We start from the raw sequence: 1,551 nt of genomic DNA on the forward strand, positions 1-1,551 counted from the left end.
ATCTCCATTATTTTCATAATAATCTACTGCACTTGCATCAAAACCAAGCACAAAGTCATCAAAATCATCGAGTGCATCTACAGTAATTTTCCCTGAATCAGAATTATTACTCGTATCAGCAGCAGAAATTTCATCTGTGGCACCTGTATTCGGGTCAACTGAAACAGATGAGTTTGAATTTGCAGGAATGTCACAGGAAGCGAAAATAAATGCAAGGGCTGAAGCAAGCAGAAGCATGAAGCGATTTTTCAGTTTTTCCTGCCTTTCGGCAGACAGGTCATTTTCAATTTTCAATTTCATACACGCCTCCTACTCTGCAGTTACTGTATATTCAAGGGCTTTTGAAAAATCAACGGAAACTGTCTGTCCGCCGTTGGAAACTGCTGCGGCAGCTGACGGAATGCAGTCTTTCATCTCATTTTCATTTATTGTAGTCCATGTATAATCAGTTGCAGAAGCAAAAATCCTCAGTGTATTTCCTGCAGAAGCATTTGCAATACACGAAAGCGGGATTTTGTATTCAATTGCAGAATCAGTAACCGAACTTAATGAAGTTTCGGTACAGTCAGTTCGTGCGCCCCAGGTAATATCATGCATTGTCGTGCTGCTCAAAATATGGCACATATAGAAATCTGCGCCGGAGAAAGTTTCGTTAGTTGCAATTACAAGATAGTTGTCATTATCTTTGTCCGCATTTGATTTTCCTGAATCAGAAGAAGAAGCATTGTCAATCATGAGAATGATTCTGTCTCCGTCTCCAAACGAACTGAAATCTCCCGTAACTGCCACATAAAGATTCGTATCATCATTTGTGACATACAGTTTCTGTAAATTGTAACCGGAAGGATCTGCATAGCTTTGTGTACTCGTTACTGCATCTTCTGTCCAGGCTTCTTCATCAAGAACACCGTCTAAATCAACATAAAGCGGCTTGAAATTTACGGTAAATCCGCGTGTGTAGCTTGATCCGTTAAGTTCAGGAATAATTCCGCTTACGGTAAGTGTTGCCGTGCAGTCAAGAGCGGTCAAATCTGCGTTCGGATAAACATAAATGTAGCCGGAACCGGTTCCCAGAGTAAAACCTGAAGTGTCATAGCTTGAATCGATTGTATCATCAGTTGCAAAAGTAACAGCAGCCCCGCCTGCAAGAGATACGCTTCCGTTTACAGGAATTTTGATTTTTTTATTCGTTGTATCACTTATCGTTGAGAAAGTGACGCCTGTGACTAATGTGTCGTAATCATAGAAAGGCTTTACAGAAAATTTCTTTGAAATTGAACCAAGACTTCTTCCTTTCTGCTCTCCTTCATCGCAGACAAAGCCGGAAAGCTTTACAGTTACAGAAAGTTCATTTCCATCGGCTGTTTCGGAATCCAAAAGCAGACAGACCGGCTTCATATTGAGATTAAAAACAGTACCGCTTGCATTTAAACTTCCGGCAGAAACTGTAGAAGATGTTGAAGAATCAAGGATTATTGAGCCTGAGGTGATTTTATATTCAACAGAAGTACTTTGACCTGAAGGCTTTGTGTATGAAGCTGCTATCGAACC

General features: G+C 40.6%; 2 protein-coding genes. Both read right to left on the minus strand.

Annotation, left to right across the window (positions count from 1 at the left end):
• Positions 1 to 300 (minus strand): hypothetical protein (locus ACKI5B_RS05395; RefSeq protein WP_407426588.1); only part of this gene is annotated, 300 nt, incomplete at its 3' end.
• Positions 301 to 309: 9 nt separating this feature from the next.
• Positions 310 to 1,551, minus strand: a 1,242-nt coding sequence (locus tag ACKI5B_RS05400; protein ID WP_407426590.1) for a DOMON domain-containing protein, incomplete at its 5' end; no start/stop codon positions are given.

It is taken from the genome of Treponema sp. (assembly GCF_045657965.1).
Classification (GTDB): Bacteria; Spirochaetota; Spirochaetia; order Treponematales; family Treponemataceae; genus Treponema_D.